This is a genomic window from Streptococcus mitis, assembly GCF_047464945.1.
Classification (GTDB): Bacteria; Bacillota; Bacilli; order Lactobacillales; family Streptococcaceae; genus Streptococcus; species Streptococcus mitis_EA.
In genome coordinates, this window is record NZ_JASHAX010000004.1 from 20,940 (window position 1) to 47,379 (window position 26,440).

The following is a 26,440-nucleotide window of genomic DNA, read 5'->3' on the forward strand; positions in this document are numbered from 1 at the left end:
TAGAAGAATCACAAAATCAAACACCATTGATGAAATATCAGCGCTATTAAACAATATAAATAACCGCTAAGAACAAGGCTTAACGGTTATTTCTACATATCTATTTTTTCAAATCTTCAGTCATATCTTCACCTGTGACCTAGACTTTCCGAGTGTCTTCTCTAGCAACTAATACTCAATGAAAATCAAAAAGCAAACTAGGAAGCTAGCCGCAGGTTGCTAAAAGCACTGCTTTTAGGTTGTAGATAGAACTGACGAGGTCAGTCACATATATACGGCAAGGCGACGTTGACGTGGTTTGAAGAGATTTTCGAAGAGTATAAGCTAAATCGGCGATTACGCTTACAATATAGCACTCTGAGAATAGGTATCAAGAAATTTTCATCTCTATTAAAAAAAGCCTGTCCTGAGACAAGGCTTTGATGATATCTATGCTAAGAACCCGCACTTTCGTAGGCATCTAAGCCCCTATCCCAAAGTTTAAGGGAAATAACAAAGAAGATGAGGGAAATCAACATCAAACCTCCGATGTTAAAGATTACATCCTTGTCCTGCAAGAAATAGCTGGCAGGATAGTAGGCCGTAAAGGCAAAAGGCACGATAAAGCTAATCAACCAACGAAGAAGCGAATTGTAAATGGAAATCGGGTACTTGGCAAAGTCATTGAACATATAGAAGATGTAAATCATGGCGCCTGATTGCTTGGTCCAAAAAGCAATACTAGCTGTCGCGATTTTAAGAGAAGTATAAATCAAGGTCGCAAAAGGAATACAAACTAGGAAAAGCAGGAATTTTGGAAGAGTCCAAGCAATGCTGGTCACTGTTGTTCCCAGTAGAATACCACCGACCAAGAGTTCGCCCAAGGCATCAATCTGAAAGGTCTCAACTAGAATGTGAAAGAGAGGATTGATGGGACGAGTCAAATACTTGTCAAACTCCCCTTTTCGCACCAAACGTTGCCCCAGAGCCCAAAGATTGTCAAAAAAGAGATGATCCAATCCCTTAGGAATCAAGGAAAAACCATAAATAAAGGCAATTTCTTGAAAGGTCCAACCTTCTAGGGATGGAATATGTTGAAAGATGACGTTGAGAAATAAGAGGTTCAGGCCTTGAGTCAGAAAGACTCCCAAGACACCAACCACAAAATCGACCTTGTATTCCATGATTTGTTTGATGTACTGTCTGATAAAAATCAGATGCATGCGTTGATATTTTTTCATACTAACCTCCTTGAATGGTGATAAAGGACTGGACCCGTTTCCAAATCAACTGAGACAAGCCCACCATCACTAAGAGCCAGAAAAACTGCAAAGCGAGCGCCTGAAGAATCTGATTGGCATCGTATTTCCCAACGATAATCATGACCGGAGTGTAAATCAAGGATGAAAAAGGCAGGAAGGACAGAATATCTGCAACAACCTTTGGAAAGAAAGCCAAGGGAATCAAACTTCCAGACATAAAGGCCACCAAGGAAGTCTTTAGTAGATTGGACCCCCAAAGATTTTTAAATACAAAGGCTGAAAAACCAAAACAGATATTAAAGAAAAAATTAATCAGATAGGCCAGCGTCAAGCTAAAAAGATAGAGTACAGTTAAGCCCAGCACTTCTACAATACCTTGCCCCGATAAGACTTTCATCAAGACAATGACACTTAAAAATGGAAGGCCAACACTGATAAAAATTAACCACTTGGACCCAAGCTCAGTAAAGAGATAAGAGGCCGCAAAATGCACAGGTCGCAACAAGCGCATGATAATGGAGCCATCCTTGACCTCCTCCCCAATCATAAAGGAAGAATCTGACCTAGTAAGAAGATTGGTCACAAAACTCATGATAATGTATAGGGTGATATCCGCCATACTGAAGCCCTGAATTAAAGACTCCTGAGAGGAATCAAAGACAGCCTTCCAGAGATAAAAGGCCACAAAAGCCCCCATGACATCGCCAATCCGATAGAGAATAAAGTTGACTCGATAGGTAATCAATTCCTGAACACCTGCATTGATAAAGGGTTTATAACGTCTCCACAATTTGACCATCTTAGAGCTCCTTTCGATAGAAGCGGCGGATAATATCTTCAATATCCGTATCCATCATCTTCAAATCGCGGATTTCAAAATCAGACAGGGTTTGCTTAATAATATCAGCCGATTGGTAGCGAGAACTATCGAATTCAATGTTGAGGCTATTCCCCTGTCTATCAACGGTCATATCAGGCAATCCTTCATAGTGAGAGACGAGATGACTTTGATCTGGTAGCAGTTCAAAGGAGAGCGTCTTCATCTTGCCAAAGGTTTCCTTGAGTTGGCTCACCGTTCCATCAAAAATTTCCTGCCCCTTGTCAATCATAAAAATCCGATCACAAAGTTGCTCAATGTCGCTCAAGTCATGAGTGGTCAAGAGAATGGTGGTTTCTTCCTCCTGATTGATCTGGGTAATAGCCCGACGAATGTTATCCTTGACCGAAACATCCAAACCAATGGTCGGCTCATCTAAAAAGAGAACCTTGGGATTGTGAAGCAAAGAAGCTGCAATATCCGCCCGCATGCGCTGTCCCAATGAAAGAGTCCGCACGGGGTCCTTGATAAAGTCCTTCAAATCCAAGACTTCATTCAAAAAATCCATACGCTTATGAAAGAGCGAGTCTGGCACGTCGTAAATCTCCTTTAAAACCGTGTAGGTCTCTTGCAGAGCCAAATCCCACCATAGCTGGGTACGTTGCCCAAAGACCACTCCAATATCCTTTACATAATCCTGACGATTATCCTGCGGAATCTTGCCGTTAATCCGACAAAAACCTGATGTCGGCTTTAAAATCCCAGTCAGCATTTTAATGGTTGTCGACTTCCCAGCACCATTTGCCCCGATGAAGCCTAAAATCTGCCCCTTTGGTACCTCAAAGGTCAAATCCTTGACCGCTTCAAAGGTCTGCTTTTCAGGATGAATAAAGGAGCGCAAAGCCCCCTTCAAGCCCGGTTCCTTAACAGTCTTCACAAAATTTTTCTGAAGATGTTCCACTTCTATCATTGCCATATCTATCTCCCTATGTAAGGAATAGCAACATTGTCTTTTGACTACAAATATTCTAAATCCTTACTTTCTATACCTTCTACATTTTATTACTACAAAAGGCTTTATACCAACCTATTATAGTCCAATAAAAACTAGAATGCAAGCGTTTGCTTAAAGTTTATGAAATTGAAAATTTTTCTATTAAAGTGGTATTTTTATACTCAATGAAAATCAAAGAGCAAACTAGGAAGCTAGCCGTAGGTTGCTCAAAACACTGCTTTGAGGTTGTAGATGGAACTGACGAAGTCAGCTCAAAACACTGTTTTGAGGTTGTGGATAGAACTGACGAAGTCAGTAACCATACCTACGGCAAGGCGAAGCTGACGTGGTTTGAAGAGATTTTCGAAGAGTAGTAGTCCAAAATTCTGGCTTAATAGTTTCCTTAAAACACCAAAAAACCCACCCAATGGGCAGGTTTCATCTGTATTATTCAGCTAGATTAAGCTTTACCTTCTGAACCGAATACGTCGATACGTTCTTCAACTGATGCTTGGATAGCTTTTACACCGTCAGCCAAGAATTTACGTGGGTCGAAGAGTTTTTTCTTGTCGTATTCTGCTTCGTTTGCTTCGTAGTCACGAGCAAATTTACGAGTTGCGTTAGCGAATGCGATTTGGCATTCGGTGTTAACGTTAACTTTCGCAACACCAAGTTTGATAGCTGCTTGGATTTGCTCATCAGGAATACCTGAACCACCGTGCAATACGATTGGGAATCCTGGAACAGCTTCAGTCAATTTTTGCAAGTGATCAAGGTGAAGACCTTTCCAGTTTTCTGGGTAAGGACCGTGGATGTTACCGATACCAGCTGCCAAGAAGTCGATACCAGTTTCAACCATTGCTTTAGCGTCTTCGATTGGAGCCAATTCACCATCACCGATGATTCCGTCTTCTTCACCACCGATAGTACCAACTTCAGCTTCCACTGATACACCATTTGCATGAGCAAATTCTACAACTTTACGAGCTTTTTCAAGGTTTTCTTCAACTGGAAGGTGTGAACCATCAAACATAACTGAAGTATAACCAACTCGGATACACTCAAGTGCATCTTCGTAGTGACCGTGGTCAAGGTGGATAGCTACTGGTACAGTGATACCCATTGATTCAACAAGGTTAGCGATCAAGTTGCGAGCAACTTTGTAACCACCCATGTATTTAGCAGCACCCATTGAAGTTTGGATCAAAACTGGAGCTTTTTTAGCTTCTGCTGCGCGCAAGATAGCTTGAGTCCACTCAAGGTTGTTTGTGTTAAATCCACCAACTGCATAACCGTTGTCACGAGCTGCTTGGACAAATTTTTCTGCTGAAACGATTGCCATTTTATCAGGCCTCCTGTATATTTTTATGGGTCATCCCATTTACATTGTTCATTTTATCACTTTTTGACAAAAAAATCTAGTTTTTCCCGCAGTTTCGATTGAATTTCTTCTAGCTTCATCTATGTAAACCCTTTCTATCCCTAGTCTTGGGCGACTTTTGGAAAAGCTATGAAGAAAGTTAAACGATTCTCTTGCATTTCAAAACGATAAGCTAATTTTTCATGTTCCAATAGACTCTTGACTACAAAGAGACCCATCCCAGACCCCTTGGCCTTGCGACTAGCATTGTCAGAAAAAGACTGGGCTAGTTTTTCTTGTTCCTCTGAGCTACAGCTATTTTCGATAAAAAGTTCCCCTTCTATTTCTCCAATGCGAACTAAGCCACCTGGAGCAGAATGCTTGATGGCATTGCTGATGAGGTTAGAAAGAATCAACTTCATGACAGATGGGTTTAGATAAGCCTGCTGATGGGTTAAACTATTGTCTATCTGGAGTTCTCTTTCCTTAGCTAGTAAAGCATAATTCTTAACCAGACTTTGCGTCATCTGGTGTAAGTCAATTTGTTCCCTATCATCTCGTAATTCCTGTACAGACGAGAGAGAAAGTATCTGGAGAACGTGGTGATTGAGCTCATCCACAATCCCCAAGGCTACTCCCAGATAGCGGTCTCTATCTTTATAACGACCGACATTTTCTTTCATGTTTTCAATCAGGATTTTCAAACTAGCCAGCGGTGTTTTCAATTCATGAGAAGCCCCTCGTAGGAATTCGACCTTCATCTTTTCCAGCTGGAGAATGGCTTCATTCTTGTCATGCAAGTCCGCAATGACAGTCAAGAGATGCTGGTAAAGGCTATTGATTTGTTCCTTGAGATCACCAATCTCATCCTTAGAATCCACGCGCAATCGTACTTGAGCATCCAGATCCATCATCCGTCGGGTCACCCGCTTGATTTCCAAAATTGGTGCAACAATGGTCCTAGCGTAGATATAGGCTACCAAGAGGGAAATCAGAAAGGACGCTAGCAAGGTATAGGGAAGAAATTGAAGACTGATCTGCTCTGCTTCCTTTTGCAAATCCATGGAAGCTAGAAACTGGAGAGTCATGGTACCACCGTCCTGCGTTGTCACCTCCCGCTCCTCAATAAAAAGCGAGGTAGTCTGGCGGTCTGTGTCCAGAGGAAGGCTGTCCTTGACTTCTAACTTATCCTCGGTCATCTCGCCCTTAACGGCCCCCTTGATCTCACTGGTCTGGGAATACAGCTCTAACACTTGCTCGATACTCTGCCTGTCTTTCCCTTCTAGGGACTGGGCAATGGCTGTTGCCTTCTGACCAATGGTTTCCTGACGGTGGCTCAGATAAGTCGAAGGAAAAAGAAAATAAATAGCTAAATGAAGGCAAATAACCAGAACGCTAAAAATCGAGAAGGTATAGATAAATATCTTTGTAAATAAACCTGTTCGTTTCATTTTCGCTCCAATTTATAACCAACATTGCGCACAGTGAGGATACAGTCCAGGTCTAGCTTTTTCCGCAGTTCCTTGATATAGACATCAATGACACGGTCAAAGGGAACCTCTTCTGTCACTTTCCAGACGGCATCGATTATTTGAGAACGAGTCAAGGCCCGTCCTTCATTTTTTACTAGGTAGTCCAGAATTTCCAACTCTTTAGCATTGATGGCTACTTCCTCTCCTGCTAGACTGGCACTGTAGCTCTCAAAGTCCACTTGGGTATCCTTATAGGAGAAGATTCGTCCCGTATCGTAGTAACGCTTGAAAATCGCGTCCACCCTCACTTTTAAGAGGGAGAGGGAGAAAGGTTTTTCCAGATAGCCATCTGCCAGAGAGGCAAAGGCACTCATCTTGTATTCCTCATCCTGAAACGCGGTCAGCATCAGGACAGGGACTTGGCTGGTTTTGCGAATCTCAGCTAGAACTTCCAGACCATTGAGCTTGGGCATCTGGATATCCAGTAAAACTAAGGCTACTTGATAGCTGGAAAATTGCTCTAAGGCTTCTTGACCGTCCGCTGCTTCAATAGTTTCATAACCACAATCCGTCAAATAGTCACTGATCCCCTCACGGATCATCTCTTCATCTTCTACAATTAAAATTTTCATACTTTAACTGCTCTCTATTTTTTATTTTTCTTATACTCAATGAAAATCAAAAAGCAAACTAGGAAGCTAGCCGTAGGTTGCTCAAAACACTGTTTTGAGGTTGTAGATGGAACTGACGAAGTCAGCTCAAAGCACTGCTTTGAGGTTGTAGATGAAACTGACGAAGTCAGTAACCATACCTACGACAAGGCGACGCTGACGTGGTTTGAAGAGATTTTCGAAGAGTATTAGAATAAATACCTACTCTATTTTCTATTATAGCCTCTTACTGGCCTTTTGTCTGTAATCAACTGACCACTAGATAAAACAAAGAGAGCCTATCGCTCTCTCTGCTTGCATTTCACTCTCTATAGAATGAAAATTATTTAGCTGCTTTTGAAAATGTTACAACGTAATTATAATCTTTCCCATTAGATTGATATACATAGTCCTCTTTGAAAGTATAGCCGCGTTTGCTCAACTCTTCTTTCTTAGCATCAACTTGGCTCTTGACAGCTGCTTTAACCTGTTCATTTGATAAACCTTCTGCAATTTCAAGAGAAGTTCCATTGATATCTCCTAGGAAACCTGCAATATCTTTCATTTGATCAAAGTTATAAAAAACATTGACTTTGACCTTTTGAGGAGCTGGCTGTTCTAGACTTCTACGATTTCTGCTAGCGCGTGGTTGAACTACTGGCGCCATTCTGAAACCTGTAGTTCCTGTAGCCTCCTTAGTGAATGTGACAACGTAGTTATAATCTTTCCCATTGTTTTTATAGAGATAGTCTTCTTTAACAGTATAACCACGTTTACGTAATTCCTCTTTCTTGGAATCAACTTGGTTCTTGACTGCTGCTTTTACTTGATCATCTGTTGAACCTTCCGCGATTTCAAGAGGAGTTCCATTGATATCTCCTAGGAAACCTGCAATATCCTTCATTTTATCAAAGTTATAAAATACATTTACTTTGACCTTTTGTGAAGCTGGCTGTTCTAGACTTCTACGATTTCTGCTAGCCCGTGGTTGAACTGCTGGATCCATTCTGAAACCTGAAGTTCCTGTAGCCTCCTTAGTGAATGTAACGACGTAGTTATAATTTTTCACAGTAGTATCTTGTTCAAAAATAATGTCATTTTTCACATGATACCCTCTAGCAGCTAAGTCTTTTATCTTGGCTTGAATTTTTTCTTTTACTAGCTCTTTTGCCTGTGCTTCACTCGTTCCTGCAGGAATTGTGACAGTGTTATTTTCTCCCGGATCAGATAGGAAGCCATGAATATCTGGCATTCCAGCGAAGTTATAGCTAATATTTACAGTTCCATCTGGTTCTGATGTTGAACGTGCCACTCTTCTTGCTCTTGCTTGAACTGATGGGGCATTTCTAAAACTTGAAGTTCCCGCTGTAGTTTCTGTTGAAGCTGGTTGTGGTTGGGCTGTTGGTGCTGATGAGTTATCTGTCCCTTCTGCTGAGGCTGGTTGCGTTGCTCCTGAAGGTGCTTCTCCTGAACCATGTCCTATTGCTGTACTACCACCTTCAATCGTAGTTCCATCATTACGTCCATTTGATAAATTATCCTTATCAAAATTTGGTTTTGTATATTTTTCACCAGATATTTCAAGAGAATTAATTATATTTTGATGTTTTTCTGTAAGTATTAATGCCTCTTCTTCATCTTTAGCATTTTTAATGTCATCTACTGCATTCTTTCTTAACTCATATAATTTTGCTTTTAATTTTTCTTTTTCATCTGAATTCTCAATCTTTTCAATTTCCGCTAATTTAATATTAACAACTGCGTCAATATTTTCTCTTATGCTATCCTGTTTAGTTTCCTCTAATAACTTTTCTTCTTCAGTCTTCGGTTCTGGAGTCGCTGGCTCTTCCACTTTTGGCGCTGGTGTTGCTGGCTTCTCTTCTTTCGGTGCTGGTGTCGCTGGCTCTTCCACTTTTGGCGCTGGTGTTGCTGGCTTCTCTTCTTTCGGTGCTGGAGTCGCTGGCTCTTCCACTTTTGGCGCTGGTGTTGCTGGAGTCTCTTCTTTCGGTGCTGGAGTCGATGGCTCTTCCGCTTTTGGCGCTGGTGTTGCTGGAGTCTCTGCTTTCGGCGCTGGTATCGCTGGCTCGTCTGATTTTGGCGCTGGAGTCGCTGGCTCTTCCACTTTTGGCGCCGGTGTCGCTGGAGTCTCTTCTTTCGGTGCCGGTGTCGCTGGCTCTTCCGCTTTTGGCGCCGGTGTCGCTGGAGTCTCTTCTTTCGGTGCCGGTGTCGCTGGCTCTTCCGCTTTTGGCGCCGGTGTCGCTGGAGTCTCTTCTTTCGGTGCTGGTGTCGCTGGCTCTTCCGCTTTTGGCGCTGGTGTCGCTGGTTCTTCCGCTTTTGGCGCTGGTGTTGCTGGAGTCTCTTCTTTCGGCGCTGGTGTCGCTGGCTCTTCCGCTTTTGGCGCTGGTGTCGCTGGAGTCTCTTCTTTCGGTGCTGGTGTCGCTGGTTCCTCTGCTTTCGGCGCTGGAGTTACTGGAGTCTCTTCTTTCGGTGCTGGTGTCGCTGGCTCTTCCGCTTTTGGCGCTGGTGTCGCTGGTTCTTCCGCTTTTGGCGCTGGTGTCGCTGGTTCTTCCGCTTTTGGCGCTGGTGTCGCTGGTTCCTCTGCTTTCGGCGCTGGAGTTACTGGAGTCTCTTCTTTCGGTGCTGGTGTCGCTGGTTCCTCTGCTTTCGGTGCTGGTGTCGCTGGATCTTCCGCTTTTGGCGCTGGTGTTGCTGGAGTCTCTTCTTTCGGCGCTGGTGTTGCTGGAGTCTCTTCTTTCGGCGCTGGTGTTGCTGGAGTCTCTTCTTTCGGCGCTGGTGTCGCTGGAGTCTCTTCTTTCGGGGCTGGAGTCGCTGGTTCCTCTGCTTTCGGCGCTGGAGTTACTGGAGTCTCTTCTTTCGGTGCTGGTGTCGCTGGCTCTTCCGCTTTTGGCGCTGGAGTTACTGGAGTCTCTTCTTTCGGCGCTGGTGTCGCTGGCTCTTCCGCTTTTGGCGCTGGTGTCGCTGGTTCTTCCGCTTTTGGCGCTGGTGTTGCTGGAGTCTCTTCTTTCGGGGCTGGTGTCGCTGGTTCTTCCGCTTTTGGCGCTGGTGTCACTGGCTCTTCCACTTTTGGCGCAACTGAGACTGAGGTTTCTGATTTCGGTACTGATACTGCTGGTGTTTCCACAACTACTGGTGTCGTTTGTTTAACAGTAGTCCTTTGCTCTCCAGTCACAATATCTGTCTTTGTTTCAACTTCATAACTTTGACAGCTACCAGAATTATCAATCGACACTCGCTGTCTTTTTACTTCTGTATTTCCATCTTTTAGAAAAGCCTCTTCGCTAAAATACAATTTATTATTGGCAAAAATCAAATCTCTATTTGCAATACGATTTATCTCAACCAAACTATCAACAGATAGCCCCGTTGCCCCACTAATAGCACTCAGTGTATCTCCCCACTTAATTGTGTAGTGTGATAAATTGTTTATATTTTGAATATCAGCTTTTACTTCTGCAACTGTTCTGGCTACCCAGACACCATCTTGTTCATTAGCTGATACAGTTGGAGCTAAAAAGCCCAGCCCCAATAAAATCACACCTGTCGCAACAATTGCACCAGTTCTTAATTTTCTAAAGCCACGTAGGGATAATGTCCCTCTAACATTTGTTTGTCTCATTGTTTTCCTCACTATTTTATATTTTTAAAAAGGCAAACTCAGCCACAGCAGGCTCATCTACCTTTGCAGTCTGGATAGGTATCTACAGATTTTCTATTTAAAAGCAAATTATGAATAAATTTTTATGCATATTTGAATATAGAAATTGTAAATTATCTTTCCACTGAATTCCACGATTTTAGTATATCACATCCACCAGCAAAAGTACAAAGAAAGCGATTGAAAGCAATGATTTTCACCACTGCTTTCGGCTCTATTTTGTATTGTTAAATATCCATTCTCTATCCACCTTTCTTGAATAGAAAAACAAGATGTAGTTTTTATTCCAGAATAATTTTTTCAAACTTATTCACCATCCAGCAAGAGCTCTTTTGGTTGTTTTCTAAGGAGATTGCTTGAAGCAAGCGCCATAACGAGAACCACTAGAACCAAGGCAAGGACAAAGACGATGATAAAGTCCGATGTCTGAATGGAAATATCTAGACTCGATAAGGTCTTACTAAAGCCATCTACTTCTGCACCACCACCAAGGTTAGAGGCTTGAGCAGCCTTGCTAGCCTGTTTAGCAACACCTGAAGTCACATTGGCAAGGACAGTATTTCCGATTGCACGAGCTGTGTAGTTGGCTAAGAAGTAAGCAGAAACAAGAGCAGGGATGGCAATCAAGATAGATTCGGTGATGAATTGACCCAAGATACTTGCCTGCTTGAGACCGATAGAGAGGAGAATTCCCACTTCCTTGCGACGGGCGTTGATCCAAAGACTAAGCAAGAGTGCAAGGAGAAGGACTGAGAAGCTCAAGCTACCCCAGAAGAGGAGGTTGGCCATCTTGTACATACCAGAAATGGATTGCTCTAGAGCTGGGTAGTTAGAGGAACTCTTAACGAGTGTGTAGCTCTTCCAGTTGATACCACTGATGCCATTCAACTCTTTCATAACATCATCCAAGTTCTTGTCTGCTGTTACAAAGAAGGTTGCGTCCCCATAAATAGCTGTGTCTTCTGTGTATCCATAAAGTTTAGCAGCCGTATGTATGTCTGTGATAGCTGTATTTTCATAGAGTTCTTGTGAGTAGGTTACTGCTGACTTATTATGACCATCAAAGAGTCCCTTGATTGTCACTTCGACTGTTTCCTTGGCACCTTTTTCATTGTCTGCATCGTAGATATTAGAGTCCAGTTTAACCTTGTCCCCTACTTTCCAGCCGTGTTTTGCAGCCAAGTCCTTGTGCAGGAGGATCTTGTCCTTGTCGTCGTTTGTTAAGTGCTCCCCTTCAACCAATTTATAAGAACCAGAGACAAACTTGTCTTCTTTGGAGGAGTCATTGACACCTGTAATCATCAAGCTACTTCCAAAATGTTTGGCACGGTCAGGTGTCAGATTTTTCTTGGTATCTGGCGTTTCGATGAGTTCATATCCAGTCAAATCTCCGATAGCGTTGATGCGTTTAACATAAGACTCGACGGCCTTGTTTTCGGTGATTTTTTTGATATCTTCACCCTTGATATTCCCAGCACCACGTGGCGTTCCTTGATTGACGCGACGATTGATTTGCATGGAGAAGCTATTGGTGATATTTTTAAAGGTCTCCTGAGAAGCCTTGGCAGTAGCTCCCTTGATTGACAAGCCAACCAAACTCAAGCTCGCCATGAGGAGAATAATCAGGAAGATGACAATCGATTTGAAAAACTTCCTTGTAACATAGGCAAATGCGTTGTGTAACATAGGTTCCCTTTCTAGATTTTATTCTATTTTATAGTTCTAATACTCAATGAAAATCAAAAAGCAAACTAGGAAGCTAGCCGTAAGCTGTACTTGAGTACGGTAAGGCGACGCTGACGTGGTTTGAAGAGATTTTCGAAGAGTATAACTGAAAAAGCTCATATTATTTCGTCGTATTGCGAGTTTCAGTCAGTTTCTTATCTTTCAACTCAAGTGTAATATCTGACGCTTGCGCCACTTCTTTACTGTGGGTTACGACAATGACACATTTACCTGTTTTCTGGGCAAGTGATTTGAGCAGTTCGACAATATCTCCAGCAGTTTTAGGGTCCAGATTTCCTGTTGGCTCATCCGCTAGAATAACTGGAGCTTCTGAGACCAAACTACGAGCAATGGCAACACGTTGCTGTTGACCACCTGATAACTGGAGAACATTCCGCTTGATCTGACTTTCATCTAAACCAAGCTCAAGCAGTGTATCCTTGCTTGCCTTTTTGTTGACCAAGCGGATATTTTCCAGTGGAGAAAGATAATCTATCAAGTTATAATTTTGAAAGACCAGGGAAATATGGTGCATGCGATGGTAAGAATAGCCCTTCTTACGAATATCCTCTCCTTGAAAAAGGATAGAACCTTCAACAGGACTATCTAGACCAGCAAGTAGGGACAAGAGAGTGGATTTTCCTGCTCCTGACTCACCAATAATACTGTAAAATTTCCCGGGTTCAAAATTATAATTGATCTGATATAGGACTGCTTCAGCAGTGTTCTTATAACGGTAGGTAACATCTTGTAATTGTAATAAAGTCATGATTTCTCCTTCTTAACTAATAGATGATAAAATTTCTTTAGGCGATTTTCTAAATAAGAATAGGAAACAAAGGGCTACAGATAAGCAACTAAGCAGAACTAGAAAAACATAGGATTCTGCAAAAGATAGGATGTTGGTTGATAAACTGCTTGCTTTAGCTAGCGTGTCTTGTAGAGCTGCCTGATCTCCACTTGATAGTAGAGTTTGGAGTAGGTAGGATGTGATTGCGTTGCCTGCAGCAAATGCTGGAATCAAAGCACCGAGAGATACCAAAACTACCTCTAAACAGAATTGTAGGAAGATCGAGCTTTTTCCTTTTCCAAGTGCCAGTAAAATTCCCACTTCGTAGACCCTTTCTCTCAACCAGAGAGACAAAACAAGAATTAAGGCCCCTGCTCCTGCTATCAACATCCCATAAAGGAAGATGGTCAGAAAGGTTTGGAAGGTAGCAACTGAGTCTTTAATTTGTTCAAAGGCCTTGTTTTCCTTCTCGACTTGGTAGCCTTGACTTTCCAAGGATAAGTTTTCCACCTGCTTCATAAGTCCATCCATTTCCTTAGGATTTTCTACATAAAAGCGCGCTGCACTGACTTGAGCTTCACTATTGCCCAAAAGGGTTTGGCTACTTTCATAGTCTGTAAAGACCTGGTTTTCACTGAAGTCGGAAGACAAGCCTGTGAATTTTTCTTGCTTTTTACCAGAAAAGATGCCGACAATCTCAAACTCTACTGTTGGCCCTTTTCCAGATTCTAACTGTCCAACATCCAAGCCAATCTTGTCATGAAGCGAAAGACCGTTCTTCTTAGCCAACTCTTCGTGGATCAGGATTTTCTTGGAATCCCCTTTTTGAAGGTGTCGCCCTTCTTTTAGGTTGAAGGCTGAACTGGTAAAGGTGACATCCTTGGATGAATTCTCAAGCGCCGTTAAGCTAACCAAGTTCTTGTCCGCAACTGACAAATCATCACGCTCCACGCTCTGCTCGCCACTCACCACTTCCTTGTCTTTTAGTTTTGCAATCGTCTCCAGTTCAGGAGAAACATTTTCCAGCCCCTTAATCTGGCTCACGGATGATAAGTCCGACAACTTAAAAGTCTGTCCGTTTTCTATCTTTTTAATAGAAAAAGATGTGTTGAGTGATTTATAAAGATTGGTTTCCACTGTTTTATTGGACTTCATCAGAGTCAAACAGGCTGAAATTCCGGCCAATAGGACCAATAAAATCAGAAATAAAATAAAACTTCTCAGCCGTTTTCTGCTGACATAAGCCCAAGCTCTTTGGATTGGATTCATTTGTCACCTCCATATTTGTAAGACTATTATAAAACCCAAATATGAAATGTTTATGAAATACGAAAAAAGAGCAAATTTTTTTGCTCTACTTGAATTATATAAAAACAAAAGAGCTAGCCTAAGCTAACTCTTATCCTATGCGGAGAGAGGGACTTGAACCCTCACGACCTAAAGCGGTCACAGGATCCTTAGTCCTGCGCGTCTGCCAATTCCGCCATCCCCGCGTCGATTACTTTACTAGTATATCAACTTTTGGGATCCTTGTCAACACTTTTTTTTAATTTTTTTCATTTCACCAACCAAATTACTCAGAAATTTCATTTAGATTTTCATCTACTAATTTAGCTCCGAGTGTATTTTTGAAATGTCCTAGGGCAAATTGATGATTTTCAGGCCAGATGGAAGCAACAGCTGGTTTAACAATCTCGATATCATATCCTAGATTATAGGCATCTATAGCTGTGTGCAGGACACAGATATCCGTCAAGACTCCTGTTAAGATAACGGTAGACACTCTCCGCTCTCTCAAACGGATATCCAGGTCAGTTCCCGAAAAAGCTGAGTAATGGCGTTTATCCATCCAAAAGACACGACTGTCTGAACCATGCTCTTGATAAAAGGTCCCCAAATCTCCGTATAAATTGCGTCCACTAGTCCCAATCAAATTGTGAGGAGGAAACAGCTTGCTTTCTGGATGAAAACAATCGTTTTCTTCGTGAGCATCAATGGTAAAAAAGATGTAATCTCCGCGTTCAAAAGCTAACCGAGTCACCTTGCTGATGGCATCCGAAATCGCCTGAGCTGGAGCACCAGCTGTCAGCTTCCCACTATCAGCAACAAAATCTTCTGTATAATCAATCGAAATCAAAGCCTTAGTCATTAGTAATCTCTTTTCTTCACTTCTTCAAAAATATCTGAAATCAAGACCTTAAGATAGGTTCCCTTCATTCCAAGTGAGCGACTTTCAATAATCCCTGCCGACTCAAGTTTACGAAGGGCATTGACAATCACAGAGCGGGTTATTCCAATACGGTCTGCAATCACAGACGCAGTCAACTGCCCTTCATTTCCATTTAATTCCCCTAAAATTGCTGAAACAGCACGGAGTTCGGAGTAAGAAAGGGTATTAACCGCCATGGTAACAGCAGTACGGCGACGGATATTTTTCTCATCTTCCTCACGTTGGAAGTTGAGGAGTTGAATCCCAACAACGGTACTGGCAATCTCAACAAGGATCAAGTCCTCGTCTTCGAATTTTTTATCATTGCGCCAAATAATCAAAGAACCAAGGCGAATCCCTGATACATGAATCGGTGCAATCGTTGTCAAACCATCTGGAAAGTCGGCACGACTTTCCACAGGGAAAATACTTAAATCATGATCAACTGTCAGATTGGCTTCTGTATCGTAGATCATGTTCGCACCTTGAATATAGTCATCAGGGAAAATCTTAGTTTGGAAGAATTGCTCTACACGATCTGTATTGGTTTTGTAACGCATAAAATAGCCAAGGAGACGTCCCTTGCTATTGACGATACAGGCGTTACAGTCAATAATATCTGCCAATTGACGGGTAATCGCATTGTAGGGAAGTTCTTCCTGCAACTGCTCCTCTGAGCGCTTCAGGATAGAAGTAATTTTTCTAGTTTTTTCTAATAAATGTGCCATTTTTCACCTCGAATTTAATCGCTATCATTATAACATAAACAGCTTGAATTTTCAATTATTATCTGAAAATTGCTTATTTAATTGCAATTTGAAAAAACAAGAATATTTTTAATTAAATTGCTTCTTTTCTATTGACAAGCTCCCTATTTTTGTGTATTATAATATCACAAGAAGATAATATATCTATTTTATTTATCTTTCTTTTTCCATTCGGTCTCCTTATATAAAAAAGCGATTCATTTTGAACCGCTTTTTCTTATTTATCGCCCTTGTTACGAATAACAAAGCCTGTTTTCTTTTCGCTTGAAGTAGTGCGTGGTTTTTTATTATCCTTACGGTATCGTTTTTCCTTATCATAACGATCATTTCCACGACTACCTTTTTTGAAATCATCACGACGACCATTACCACGGCGATCACGGTCTCGACGGTCAACTCCACGACGATTATCACGACCACGATTTCCACCAGAACGTCCGTTGCCAGATGGTTTAAATGGCAGTGGTTTTTCACGTGCAATCTCAACTTCTGGAAGGCTATCCGGGTCTTGAACAGTCAGACTCAAGATATACATTGCCAATTCTTCTGGAGTAAATTCGGCAGCTAGCTTACGAGCATCCTTACCAAATTTCTCAAAGTTGGCACGGATAGTCTCATCTGCAAAATCACGTTCAATTTTCTTGAGAGCTACGTGTTTTTTTGCTTGGAAGGCTTCTTCTGCACTTGCAGGTTTGAGACCTTTCATGCGTTTCTTGGTCAAGTTTTCAATGATTTGGAGGTAGCCCATTTCATTTGGTGATACGAAAGTAATAGACTGACCTGACTTACCAGCACGACCTGTACGACCGATACGGTGAACATAACTTTCAGGATCTTGTGGAATATCGTAGTTATAGACATGGGTCACACCTGAAATATCCAAACCACGCGCTGCAACGTCTGTCGCAACCAAAACATCTAGATTGCCATTTTTAAAGTCACGAAGGACACGAAGACGTTTGTTTTGGTCTAGGTCTCCATGAATTCCTTCTGCACGGAAGCCACGAATTTTAAGACCACGAGTCAATTCGTCTACACGGCGTTTTGTACGACCAAATACGATAGCAAGCTCAGGCTGTTCCACATCCATAAGACGAGTCATGGTATCAAATTTTTCTTGCTCTTTAACTCGGATATAGTATTGGTCAACCAATTCTGTTGTCAATTCCTTAGCCGCAATCTTCACATGCTCAGGTTCTTTCATAAACTGAACACCGATACGTTTGATGGCATCTGGCATAGTTGCTGAGAAAAGTAAGGTTTGACGGCTTTCAGGGACACGAGAGATGATAGCTTCAATGTCTTCAAGGAAGCCCATGTTGAGCATTTCATCCGCTTCGTCAAGGATAAGAGTTTCAATATCTTGTAATTTCAAGGCCTTGCGTTTAATCAAGTCCAAGAGGCGACCAGGTGTTCCCACTACGATATGGGCACCAGATTTAAGAGCCTTAATTTGTTTTTCAATGCTTGATCCGCCATATACTGAGCGGACTTTGACTCCCTTACTACGACCAAATCGGAAGAGTTCTTCTTGACTTTGGACAGCAAGTTCACGTGTTGGAGCGATAACCAAAGCTTGGATGGTCGCTTCTTCTGTACGGATTTTTTCAAGGGTAGGCAAACCAAAGGCTGCAGTTTTTCCTGTACCAGTCTGAGCTTGACCGATAACGTCCTTACCTTCAAGAGCCAAGGGAATAGTTTGTTCTTGGATAGGACTAGCTTCTACAAAACCAGCTTTTTCAATCTCTGCTAGCAAATCAGCAGACAAGTTTAATTCATTAAATTTCACGGTATTCTTCTTTCTAAAGGTGGTGCGAAGCCACCCTATAGGGCTTAGTTTATACTTTTCTTTTTATGACGTATTTTCATATACTGGATATAAAATCGTGTTGCTTCTTTTCCACAAAAGAAAAGTACTGTTTTCTTTGCAACCTATCTAGTATAACACAAGAGAGAAGCAAAAGATAGCCTAATCCATCGATAAAGTCATGTAAACGATTTTTCTGAGAAAGTAAGGCTATAATTTCCACTATTTCATAAACTTTTTTAAAGCGTAGCAGAATTGTGCAAAAGTTTTTTTCTTGTGCTAGAATGAAATTCGAAATAGGAGGAAGATTAATGTTAACTTATGATTTAATCGTTATCGGATTTGGTAAAGCTGGTAAAACACTAGCTGGTAAATTGGCTTCAGCTGGCAAAAAAGTTGCCCTCGTTGAACGTAGCAAAGCTATGTACGGTGGAACTTGTATCAACATCGGTTGTATCCCAACTAAAACTTTGCTAGTTGCTGCTGAGAAAGACTTGTCATTTGAAGAAGTGATTGCTACAAAAAATACTATCACTGCTCGCCTCAACGGTAAAAACTATGCAACTGTTGCTGGTACAGGTGTCGATATTTTTGATGCGGAAGCTCACTTCCTTTCAAATAAAGTCATCGAAATCCAAGCTGGTGATGAAAAGAAAGAACTAACTGCTGATACTATCGTCATCAACACTGGTGCTGTTTCAAACGTCTTGCCAATTCCAGGACTTGCTACAAGCAAAAACGTCTTTGACTCAACAGGTATCCAAAACTTGGACAAATTGCCTGAAAAACTTGGTGTTCTTGGTGGCGGAAACATCGGTCTTGAATTTGCTGGTCTATACAACAAACTTGGAAGCAAAGTTACAGTCCTAGATGCCTTGGATACTTTCCTACCTCGTGCAGAACCTTCCATCGCAGCTCTTGCTAAACAATACATGGAAGAAGACGGTATTGAATTGCTTCAAAATATCCGTACTACTGAAATTAAAAACGACGGTGATCAAGTCCTTGTCGTAACTGAAAACGAAACTTACCGTTTCGATGCCCTTCTCTACGCAACTGGACGCAAACCAAATGTAGAACCACTTCAACTTGAAAACACAGATATTGAACTAACTGAACGTGGTGCTATTAAAGTAGACAAACATTGTCAAACAAACGTTCCTGGTGTCTTTGCAGTTGGAGATGTCAACGGTGGCCTTCAATTTACTTACATTTCACTTGATGACTTTCGTGTTGTATACAGCTACCTTGCTGGAGATGGCAGCTACACACTTGAAGACCGTCTCAATGTACCAAACACTATGTTCATCACACCTGCACTTTCACAAGTTGGTTTGACTGAAAGCCAAGCGGCTGATTTGAAACTTCCATACGCTGTGAAGGAAATTCCAGTTGCAGCAATGCCTCGTGGTCACGTAAATGGAGACCTTCGTGGAGCTTTCAAAGCTGTGGTTAATACTGAAACAAAAGAAATTCTTGGAGCAAGCATCTTCTCAGAAGGTTCTCAAGAAATCATCAACATCATCACTGTTGCTATGGACAACAAGATTCCTTACACTTACTTCACAAAACAAATCTTCACTCACCCAACCTTGGCTGAGAACTTGAATGACTTGTTTGCGATTTAAGTTGAGATTTAATCGTATCGAACAGCCCTCTTCGGGCTGTTTTTATTTCTGCGAAATCTCATACTCTTCGAAAATCTCTTCAAACCACGTCAGCTTTATCTGCAACCTCAAAGCGGTGCTTTGAGCAACCTGCAGCTAGCTTCCTAGTTTGCTCTTTGATTTTCATTGAGTATCAAATCTGTCTTTTCCCTCTTTTATGATATAATAGAAACATGAAATTAAAAACTACTTTGGGCCTTCTTGCTGGGCGTTCTTCCCACTTCGTTTTAAGCCATCTTGGCCGTGGAAGCACGCTCCCAGGAAAACTTGCCCTTCAATTTGATAAAGATATTTTACAAAACCTTGCTAAAAACTACGAGATTGTCGTGGTCACTGGAACCAATGGAAAAACCTTAACAACTGCCCTGACTGTCGGCATTTTAAAAGAGGTTTATGGTCAAGTTCTGACCAACCCAAGCGGTGCCAACATGATTACAGGGATTGCGACAACCTTCTTAACAGCCAAATCTTCTAAAACTGGGAAAAACATTGCCGTCCTCGAAATCGACGAAGCCAGTCTATCTCGTATCTGTGACTATATCCAGCCAAGCCTTTTTGTCATTACGAATATCTTCCGTGACCAGATGGACCGCTATGGTGAGATTTACACAACTTACAAGATGATTTTGGATGCCATTCGTAAGGTGCCTACAGCTACTGTTCTCCTCAATGGTGACAGTCCGCTTTTCTACAAGCCAGCTATTCCAAATCCTGTACAGTATTTTGGTTTTGACTTGGAGAAAGGGCCAGCCCAACTGGCTCACTACAATACTGAAGGTATTCTCTGCCCTGACTGTCAAGGCATCCTCAAATACGAGCACAATACCTATGCAAACTTGGGTGCCTATATCTGTGAAGGTTGTGGATGTAAACGTCCTGATCTAGACTATCGCTTGACAGAACTGGTTGAGTTGACCAACAATCGCTCTCGCTTTGTCATTGACGGCCAAGAATACGGAATTCAAATCGGTGGGCTCTACAATATCTACAATGCCCTTGCTGCGGTGGCTATCGCCCGTTTCCTCGGTGCAGATTCACAACTCATCAAGCAGGGATTTGACAAGAGTCGTGCTGTCTTTGGACGCCAGGAGACCTTCCATATCGGTGATAAAGAATGTACCCTTGTCTTGATTAAAAATCCAGTCGGTGCTACCCAAGCTATCGAAATGATTAAACTAGCACCTTATCCATTTAGCCTATCTGTCCTCCTCAATGCCAACTATGCAGACGGTATTGATACCAGCTGGATCTGGGATGCTGATTTTGAACAAATCACGGACATGGACATTCCTGAAATCAATGCTGGCGGCGTTCGTCATTCTGAAATCGCACGCCGTCTTCGAGTGACTGGCTATCCAGCTGAGAAAATCACTGAAACAAGTAGTCTGGAACAAGTTCTTAAAACCATTGAAAACCAAGACTGTAAGCATGCTTATATTCTAGCTACCTATACTGCTATGCTGGAATTCCGCGAACTGCTGGCTAGTCGTCAGATTGTTAGAAAGGAGATGAACTAATGGTTTATACTTCACTTTCCTCAAAAACTGGCAATTACCCTTATCAGCTCAACATTGCCCACCTCTATGGAAACCTCATGAATACCTACGGGGACAATGGAAACATCCTCATGCTCAAGTATGTGGCCGAAAAGCTGGGGGCCCATGTGACGGTTGACATCGTTTCTCTCCATGATGACTTTGATGAAAATCACTACGACATTGCCTTTTTCGGTGGTGGTCAAGACTTTGAACAGAGTATCATTGCAGACGACCTACCTGCTAAAAAAGAGAGCATTGACAACTACATCCAAAACGACGGTGTGGTTCTGGCTATCTGCGGTGGTTTCCAACTATTGGGCCAATATTATGTTGAAGCTTCAGGTAAACGCATCGAAGGGCTAGGGGTCATGGGCCACTACACCCTCAACCAGACCAATAATCGCTTTATCGGTGACATCAAGATTCATAATGAAGATTTCGATGAAACCTACTATGGATTTGAAAATCATCAGGGCCGTACCTTCCTCTCTGACGACCAAAAACCGCTGGGACAGGTTGTCTATGGAAATGGAAACAACGAAGAAAAGGTCGGCGAAGGGGTTCATTATAAGAATGTCTTTGGTTCCTACTTCCACGGGCCTATCCTCTCTCGCAATGCCAATCTTGCTTATCGCCTAGTCACTACTGCCCTCAAGAAGAAATATGGTCAGGACATTCAACTCCCTGCTTATGAGGACATCCTCAGCCAAGAAATCGCTGAAGAATACAGCGACGTCAAAAGCAAGGCTGACTTTTCTTAAACAAAGTGAAACTATATCAAAGAACTCCGTTATCTTGTCGGAGTTTTTTTGTCTTTTCTTTTACCCTTCTCCCTTGCATTTTCTCTCTTTTTTTGCCAAAATAGAGGGGTAGAAAGAAGGTAGCATATGTCTAAATTACAACAAATCGTAACATATCTTGAATCAGAAAAACTAGACGTCGCTGTCGTATCTGACCCCGTCACAATCAATTACCTCACTGGCTTTTACAGTGATCCCCATGAACGCCAAATGTTCCTTTTTGTCCTAGCGGATCAGGAACCCCTCCTCTTTGTCCCAGCCCTTGAGGTTGAGCGTGCTACTAGCACTGTTTCCTTCCCAGTTGTGGGCTATGTGGATTCTGAAAATCCATGGCAAAAAATGAAACATGCTCTTCCACAACTTGACTTCAAACGGGTCGCTGTTGAGTTTGACAATCTCATCTTGACAAAATACCATGGCTTGAAAATAGTCTTTGAAACTGCTGAGTTTGAAAACCTCACTCCTCGTATCCAACGCATGCGCCTCATCAAATCAGCTGATGAAGTGCAAAAAATGATGGTTGCAGGTTTCTATGCGGACAAGGCTGTTAAGGTTGGTTTTGACAATATTTCTCTTGATAAGACGGAGACAGATATCATCGCTCAAATCGACTTTGCCATGAAGCGTGAAGGTTATGAAATGAGTTTTGATACCATGGTCTTGACTGGTAATAATGCTGCAAATCCACACGGTATTCCAGCAGCAAACAAAGTTGAAAATAACGCCCTTCTCCTCTTTGACCTTGGTGTTCTAGTCAACGGCTATGCGTCAGATATGACTCGTACGGTCGCTGTCGGCAAACCAGACCAATTCAAGAAAGATATTTACAACTTGACCCTCGAAGCCCAACAAGCTGCTCTTGACTTTATCAAACCAGGTGTGACTGCCCATGAAGTGGACCGTGCTGCCCGTGAGGTCATCGAAAAAGCTGGTTACGGTGAGTACTTCAACCACCGTCTTGGTCACGGTATCGGTATGGATGTCCACGAATTCCCATCTATCATGGAAGGAAACGACATGGTCATCGAAGAAGGCATGTGCTTCTCTGTTGAACCAGGTATCTATATCCCTGGTAAAGTCGGTGTCCGTATTGAAGACTGCGGTGTTGTTACCAAGGATGGCTTTGACCTCTTTACAAGCACCAGCAAAGACTTGCTTTATTTTGATTAATATTCATCTAATACTCAATGAAAATCAAAGAGCAAACTAGGAAACTAGCCGCAGGTTGCTCAAAACACTGTTTTGAGGTTGTAGATAAGACTGATGAAGTCAGCTCAAAACACTGTTTTGAGGTTGTGGATAGAACTGACGAAGTCAGTAACCATATCTACGGCAAGGCGACGTTGACGAGGTTTGAAGAGATTTTCGAAGAGTATAAAATCTTCCCACAATAAAACGCATAATATCAAGTTTTCAACACCTGATACTATGCGTTTTTCTGATTTTTAAGACTTTTGACTCAGCCTATTTATACTCAATGAAAATCAAAGTGCAAACTAGGAAGCTAGCCGCAGGTTGCTCAAAACAATGTTTTGAGGTTGCAGATGGAAGCTGACGTAGTTTGAAGAGATTTTCGAAGAGTATTACTTAATCTTCTTGATACTTTGACTAATAATAAATCCTACAATCATCCCTACCATATTTTGCATGAAATTTGGTAAAATTTCTGGTAGGGCTGCAGCCCAGCCATTCATCAAAGTAGAACCCAAGGCGTAGCCCCCTACCATGGCAACCGTTGCTAAGATAAGGCCTAACCACTGTGTTTTTCCTTTAAATCCTGCGAAAAATCCCTGCAAGCCATGGTTGACCAAGCTAAAGAACATCCACTGAGGATAGCCTGATAAGAGGTCAATCAAGAAACCTGCTAGTCCTCCTACTACAGCCCCTTCACGACTACCAAAGTAGAAGGCCGCAAAGAAAACACCCGCATCTAAAAGAGTTAGAATTCCTGTCGGTGTTGGGATTTTTAAGAAATAACCTAGAACCACAGAGAGGGCGGTTAATAGGGATACAAGGGCGATTTTAGTTGTTTTGGTTTGCTTCATATTGTCTTACTCCATACTGATCTGCTTGTGCAATGGCACGGTAAACGAAAGCCTTAGAGCTTTCTACTGCTGGTAAAAGTTCATCACCTTTGACTAGGTGACTGGCAATGCTAGAGGCAAAGGTACAACCTGCACCAGCATTTTGCCCTTGAATGACAGGATTTTCTAGGACTGTAAATTTTTGTCCGTCATAAAAGATATCTACAGCCTTGTCCTGACTAAGTCGATTGCCTCCCTTGATAATAACTGCTGGCGCTCCTAATTCATGCAATTTCTGTGCTGCAGCCTTCATGTCTTCCAAGGTTTTAATTTCCTGACCAGCCAATAATTCTGCTTCAGGAAGATTAGGTGTAATCACACTGACATAAGGGAAAAAACGAATCAGTTCTTGACAGAGTTCACTAACTGCTACGTCGTGCGTTTCCTTGCAGACCAAGACAGGGTCCAGAACCACAGGCACTACTGGGCGTTGCTTGATAAAGTCCAATGCCTTCTCAGCCACACTAACAGTAGGGAGAAGACCAATCTTAATCCCCGCAAATTCCACATCACGCAAGCTATCTAATTCATGTTGAAAAATGGTTTCGTCAGTTGGAAAGACTTCAAAGCCCTTTTCTGTTAAAGCTGTCAAACAAGTCACTGCTACAAAGCCATGCAAGCCGTTCAAGGTATAGGTTGATAAATCAGCTGACAAACCACCACCACTAAAAATATCATTTCCTGAAAGTGCTAAAATACGATTATTCTTCATAACGAATCTCCTTTAAATACAAACCATTAGGTGCTGCAGTGGGACCTGCAAGTTGCCTGTCCTTCTTCTCCAAGATGAGGTCAATCTGCTCTACTGGCATGCGGTTATTGCCAATTTTGAGTAGCGTCCCCACCATATTGCGAATCTGTTTATACAAGAAACCATTTCCTGAAAAGGTAAAAGTCAAAAACTGGCCTGTCTCATCAACCCTAAGACTGGCTTCTGTAATAGTGCGAACCTTATCCTCTACACTAGTCCCAGAGGCTGTAAAGCCAGTGAAATCATGGGTTCCTTCTAGCTTTTTGACGGCCTCCTGCATCCTCTCCACATCAAGTGGGTAAGGGAAGTGGGTGGCATAGTGACGGCGCATCGGATTTTTGGGACGTCCTCTATCCACGATAAACTCATAGGTCTTGCTATGCTTGGCATAACGACAATGAAAATCATCCGCCACAAGCTCAATTGAAATCACATCAATATCTTCAGGAGACTGAGTGTCCAAAGCAAAACGGAGCTTCTCCTCATCCATCTGATAAGGTAGGTCAAAATGAAGCACTTGTCCCAGGGCATGAACCCCACTATCAGTTCTACCAGCACCGTGAACAGTGATGGCTTTCCCCTTATTCAATCTAGTCAAGGTTTTTTCAATTTCTTCCTGAACGCTACGCGCATGAGGCTGGCGCTGAAAACCAGCAAAGGCGTAACCATCATAGGAAATAGTTGCTTTATATCTTGTCATAACTTCTATTTTATCAAGAAAATAATCTATAAACAAGGGTCTAAAACAAATATTGTCTGGGTACAAAAATCCCGAAAGAAAACTTAGGAATCAATCCTAAGCTCTCTTTTGAAGTAGGTACATGACAAAGACAGAGGTTACAATCAACCAAAATCCTAAGATAGCAAAGACCAACATACCATTGTGAGTTAGTAAGCCAATTGCACCTAGAACGAATGGGGTCGTAAAGGCTCCGAAACTACAGCCTAAAACTGCAAATGAAGTTGCTTGATTGAGGAGTTTAGCTGGAATTCTTTCAGAGACAAGTTGAAAGACCGTCGTCAAGGCTACACTGTAGGCAAAACCAGCCAGAATACTTCCTGCCACTACCACCCACAAGGATGGAGACAGTGCAATCACAATTTGCCCTAAGCCAAAAGTAATACCAGACCAGAGGAGCAGTTTCTCTTTAAAGATAGAAATCAAGAAAGAGAAACTCACACCAGCCACAATCCCGATTAACTGCATGACACTAAGAACAAAACTAGATAACTGGGCATCTCCAAGTCCTCTTTCCACCATCAAACTTGGAATACGGATGGTAATAGCTGTATTGGTACAAACTACCACTGCTGCTTCTATAGCTAGGGTAAAAATCAAGCCTTTCATTTCTCGAGTTAAGTGACTTGCTTCCTTCGCTTTTTTCTTGACTTCTTTCTTTTCTTTTCCATAAGGGACAAAGAGCAGATAAAGGGTCAGCACCAAAAATCCAGCACTATAGGCTAAGAAAGTAGCTGTCCAACCAAATGCCAACAACTGGCCGACTGCCAAGGTAATGAGAGAAGCTCCAACAACCTCTGCAGAACCACGTAGCCCTAACATCTGAATTCGCGTTTTCCCTTGATAGCGTTCACTGATAATAGAAATTGCCTTAGCATTAATCATCCCAACACCCAAACCAAAAAGAATCCGTGTTCCAAAGACAAAGGGATAGGCTTGATACCAGAAGGGAGCTGTACCGCTGAGTGATAAAATCAACAAGCCCAAACTAATCTGTAAGCGCTCAGGAAATATTTTTTCTAAGAAACCATTTAGTAGTAACATGATCATGATCCCAAAGGAAGGCAAGCTCGCTAAAAGCTCAATTTGTTCCTTAGGATACCCCTGATAATAGTCAAACATGGCTGGCAGGGCACTCGAGATGGAAAAGGATGTAATCAAAACGAGGGAGAGAGCCAAAATACTGGCCCGTTCTAAAAATTGTTTCATGAAATCTCTTTCTATATTTCTCTTAATCTTCTAATTTTTTGATAGTTATCAAATAAGCAAGAAAAGAAGAAGCCTCTTTGGTGTATAGACTCCTTCTTAAACTCGAAAATGAATCCCTTGTATCTTATACTCAATGAAAATCAA

24 protein-coding genes and 1 tRNA gene are annotated in these 26,440 nt (G+C 42.1%); 7 read left to right on the forward strand and 18 right to left on the reverse strand.

Annotation, left to right across the window (positions count from 1 at the left end; translation table 11 throughout):
• Positions 1-434: 434 nt before the first annotated feature.
• Genes QM424_RS05670 through QM424_RS05680 form a run of 3 tightly spaced genes read right to left on the reverse strand, consistent with a single transcriptional unit; the run spans position 435 to position 3,034 of the window.
• Positions 435-1,220 carry an ABC transporter permease gene (locus QM424_RS05670; protein WP_414306114.1) on the reverse strand — a complete coding sequence of 262 codons (786 nt, stop codon included), beginning with the start codon at positions 1,218-1,220 and terminating at the stop codon, positions 435-437.
• Position 1,221: 1 nt separating this feature from the next.
• The gene (locus QM424_RS05675; protein ID WP_414393559.1) at positions 1,222-2,040 is read right to left on the reverse strand and encodes an ABC transporter permease; all 819 of its coding nucleotides are present in this window, start codon (positions 2,038-2,040) and stop codon (positions 1,222-1,224) included.
• 1 nt (position 2,041) lies between these two features.
• On the reverse strand, positions 2,042-3,034 hold the full coding sequence (locus QM424_RS05680) for an ABC transporter ATP-binding protein (RefSeq protein ID WP_261069169.1): 993 nt from the start codon (positions 3,032-3,034) through the stop codon (positions 2,042-2,044).
• A 203-nt stretch (positions 3,035-3,237) separates the two neighbouring features.
• On the opposite strand from QM424_RS05680, the gene QM424_RS05685 reads away from it, so the two are divergent.
• Positions 3,238-3,426, forward strand: coding sequence for a hypothetical protein (locus tag QM424_RS05685; RefSeq protein WP_414393561.1), 189 nt, complete (start codon positions 3,238-3,240; stop codon positions 3,424-3,426).
• A gap of 86 nt (positions 3,427-3,512) precedes the next feature.
• On the opposite strand, the gene QM424_RS05690 is transcribed toward QM424_RS05685, so the two are convergent.
• The 3 genes from QM424_RS05690 to vncR form a co-directional block, all read right to left on the reverse strand.
• Positions 3,513-4,394, reverse strand: coding sequence for a class II fructose-bisphosphate aldolase (locus tag QM424_RS05690; RefSeq protein ID WP_001019006.1), 882 nt, complete (start codon positions 4,392-4,394; stop codon positions 3,513-3,515).
• A gap of 140 nt (positions 4,395-4,534) precedes the next feature.
• A complete protein-coding gene (gene vncS / locus QM424_RS05695) occupies positions 4,535-5,863 on the reverse strand; it encodes a sensor histidine kinase VncS (RefSeq protein WP_414393563.1) in 1,329 nt (442 codons plus the stop codon).
• Positions 5,860-6,516, reverse strand: a complete 657-nt coding sequence (gene vncR, locus QM424_RS05700; RefSeq protein ID WP_261074523.1) for a response regulator transcription factor VncR — start codon at positions 6,514-6,516, stop codon at positions 5,860-5,862. Before vncR ends, vncS begins: the two co-directional genes overlap by 4 nt.
• Before the next feature lie 39 nt (positions 6,517-6,555).
• Between vncR and QM424_RS05705 the strand changes: the two genes are divergently transcribed.
• A complete protein-coding gene (locus tag QM424_RS05705) occupies positions 6,556-6,747 on the forward strand; it encodes a hypothetical protein (RefSeq protein WP_261127625.1) in 192 nt (63 codons plus the stop codon).
• Between the two features lie 130 nt (positions 6,748-6,877).
• On the opposite strand, the gene QM424_RS05710 is transcribed toward QM424_RS05705, so the two are convergent.
• The 8 genes from QM424_RS05710 to cshA all read right to left on the reverse strand — a co-directional run bounded on the left by QM424_RS05710 (position 6,878) and on the right by cshA (position 17,490).
• Positions 6,878-10,171: a LysM peptidoglycan-binding domain-containing protein gene (locus tag QM424_RS05710; protein WP_414393567.1), complete on the reverse strand. Its 3,294-nt coding sequence runs from the start codon at positions 10,169-10,171 to the stop codon at positions 6,878-6,880.
• Between the two features lie 345 nt (positions 10,172-10,516).
• A complete protein-coding gene (gene vex3, locus QM424_RS05715) occupies positions 10,517-11,896 on the reverse strand; it encodes an ABC transporter permease subunit Vex3 (protein WP_414393569.1) in 1,380 nt (459 codons plus the stop codon).
• Positions 11,897-12,056: 160 nt separating this feature from the next.
• Positions 12,057-12,704: an ABC transporter ATP-binding subunit Vex2 gene (gene vex2 / locus QM424_RS05720; RefSeq protein ID WP_000173751.1), complete on the reverse strand. Its 648-nt coding sequence runs from the start codon at positions 12,702-12,704 to the stop codon at positions 12,057-12,059.
• Between the two features lie 12 nt (positions 12,705-12,716).
• Entirely contained in the window at positions 12,717-13,994 is a 1,278-nt protein-coding gene (locus QM424_RS05725; RefSeq protein ID WP_414393571.1) for an ABC transporter permease, read from the reverse strand.
• 138 nt (positions 13,995-14,132) lie between these two features.
• Positions 14,133-14,218, reverse strand: a tRNA-Leu gene (locus QM424_RS05730).
• A gap of 80 nt (positions 14,219-14,298) precedes the next feature.
• Entirely contained in the window at positions 14,299-14,874 is a 576-nt protein-coding gene (locus QM424_RS05735; protein WP_070526965.1) for a cysteine hydrolase family protein, read from the reverse strand.
• Positions 14,874-15,662 carry a GTP-sensing pleiotropic transcriptional regulator CodY gene (gene codY, locus QM424_RS05740; RefSeq protein WP_000940738.1) on the reverse strand — a complete coding sequence of 263 codons (789 nt, stop codon included), beginning with the start codon at positions 15,660-15,662 and terminating at the stop codon, positions 14,874-14,876. The genes QM424_RS05735 and codY overlap by 1 nt, the downstream gene beginning before the upstream one ends.
• 256 nt (positions 15,663-15,918) lie before the next feature.
• Complete coding sequence (cshA, locus tag QM424_RS05745) at positions 15,919-17,490, reverse strand: degradosome RNA helicase CshA (protein ID WP_414393573.1); 1,572 nt, start codon at positions 17,488-17,490, stop codon at positions 15,919-15,921.
• A gap of 329 nt (positions 17,491-17,819) precedes the next feature.
• Between cshA and QM424_RS05750 the strand changes: the two genes are divergently transcribed.
• The 5 genes from QM424_RS05750 to QM424_RS05770 all read left to right on the forward strand — a co-directional run bounded on the left by QM424_RS05750 (position 17,820) and on the right by QM424_RS05770 (position 22,907).
• Positions 17,820-19,136, forward strand: a complete 1,317-nt coding sequence (locus tag QM424_RS05750; RefSeq protein WP_414393575.1) for an FAD-containing oxidoreductase — start codon at positions 17,820-17,822, stop codon at positions 19,134-19,136.
• A 212-nt stretch (positions 19,137-19,348) separates the two neighbouring features.
• Positions 19,349-20,692 (forward strand): lipid II isoglutaminyl synthase subunit MurT, encoded by a 1,344-nt coding sequence (murT, locus tag QM424_RS05755; protein WP_120769918.1) that lies wholly within the window; start codon positions 19,349-19,351, stop codon positions 20,690-20,692.
• Complete coding sequence (gene gatD, locus QM424_RS05760; protein ID WP_414393578.1) at positions 20,692-21,474, forward strand: lipid II isoglutaminyl synthase subunit GatD; 783 nt, start codon at positions 20,692-20,694, stop codon at positions 21,472-21,474. Before murT ends, gatD begins: the two co-directional genes overlap by 1 nt.
• 126 nt (positions 21,475-21,600) lie before the next feature.
• Positions 21,601-22,683, forward strand: coding sequence for a M24 family metallopeptidase (locus tag QM424_RS05765; protein WP_414393581.1), 1,083 nt, complete (start codon positions 21,601-21,603; stop codon positions 22,681-22,683).
• 17 nt (positions 22,684-22,700) lie between these two features.
• On the forward strand, positions 22,701-22,907 hold the full coding sequence (locus QM424_RS05770) for a hypothetical protein (protein ID WP_414322644.1): 207 nt from the start codon (positions 22,701-22,703) through the stop codon (positions 22,905-22,907).
• Positions 22,908-23,096: 189 nt separating this feature from the next.
• Here the strand turns inward: QM424_RS05770 and QM424_RS05775 are convergent, their stop codons facing one another.
• From QM424_RS05775 to QM424_RS05790, 4 genes are all read right to left on the reverse strand, one after another.
• Positions 23,097-23,558, reverse strand: a complete 462-nt coding sequence (locus QM424_RS05775; RefSeq protein WP_414393584.1) for an ECF transporter S component — start codon at positions 23,556-23,558, stop codon at positions 23,097-23,099.
• Positions 23,536-24,309 (reverse strand): bifunctional hydroxymethylpyrimidine kinase/phosphomethylpyrimidine kinase, encoded by a 774-nt coding sequence (locus QM424_RS05780; RefSeq protein WP_414393586.1) that lies wholly within the window; start codon positions 24,307-24,309, stop codon positions 23,536-23,538. Before QM424_RS05780 ends, QM424_RS05775 begins: the two co-directional genes overlap by 23 nt.
• On the reverse strand, positions 24,299-25,048 hold the full coding sequence (gene truA / locus QM424_RS05785; protein WP_414393589.1) for a tRNA pseudouridine(38-40) synthase TruA: 750 nt from the start codon (positions 25,046-25,048) through the stop codon (positions 24,299-24,301). Before truA ends, QM424_RS05780 begins: the two co-directional genes overlap by 11 nt.
• 96 nt (positions 25,049-25,144) lie before the next feature.
• Entirely contained in the window at positions 25,145-26,296 is a 1,152-nt protein-coding gene (locus QM424_RS05790) for an MFS transporter (RefSeq protein WP_414393591.1), read from the reverse strand.
• Positions 26,297-26,440: the final 144 nt, after the last annotated feature.